A 588-nucleotide genomic window follows, 5' to 3' on the forward strand; every position below is an offset into this window, starting at 1 on the left:
ACGTCTGGCTGATGCCCGGCGACACTGTCGGGTCTGGCGATTATCAGACCTTTATGGCGCAGCTCTGCGCCACGCAGATCCGCGACTGGCTGAGCGCCGGTCAGCAGGGGCGCGCGCTGCTGTGGCGCGGGGAAACCTCGCGCCCGGTACAGGCTTCGGATATTACCGTGCTGGTGCGCAACCGGCTGGAGGCGGCGCAGGTGCGTGAAGCGCTGCAGACGCTGGGCATTCCCTCAGTCTACCTCTCTAACCGCGACAGCGTTTTTGAGACGCTGGAGGCCCAGGAGCTGCTCTGGCTATTGCAGGCGGTGCTGGCCCCGGAGCGGAAAATACCCTGCGCAGCGCGCTGGCGACGTCGATGTTTGGCCTGACCGCGCTGGATATTGAAAACCTGAACCAGGACGAGCAGGCGTGGGACGCGCTGGTGGAAGAGTTTAGCGAATACCGCCAGATCTGGCGGCAGCGCGGGGGGATGCCGATGCTGCGGGCGTTGATGACAGCCCGGCATATCGCCGAGAATCTGCTGGCGACCCGCGGCGGCGAGCGGCGCTTAACCGACATTCTACACATCAGCGAACTGCTGCAGGA

At 64.8% G+C, this 588-nt stretch carries 2 protein-coding genes; both read left to right on the forward strand.

Annotated elements, in window-relative coordinates; translation table 11 throughout:
- A partial coding sequence (locus tag FJV41_RS55235; RefSeq protein WP_220137984.1) for a hypothetical protein occupies nucleotides 1-371 on the forward strand: 371 nt, incomplete at its 5' end.
- On the forward strand, nucleotides 359-588 hold a 230-nt coding region (locus tag FJV41_RS55240; protein WP_220137985.1), incomplete at its 3' end, for a hypothetical protein. The genes FJV41_RS55235 and FJV41_RS55240, both read left to right, overlap by 13 nt.

Source organism: Myxococcus llanfairpwllgwyngyllgogerychwyrndrobwllllantysiliogogogochensis, assembly GCF_006636215.1.
GTDB classification, from domain to species: domain Bacteria; phylum Myxococcota; class Myxococcia; order Myxococcales; family Myxococcaceae; genus Myxococcus; species Myxococcus llanfairpwllgwyngyllgogerychwyrndrobwllllantysiliogogogochensis.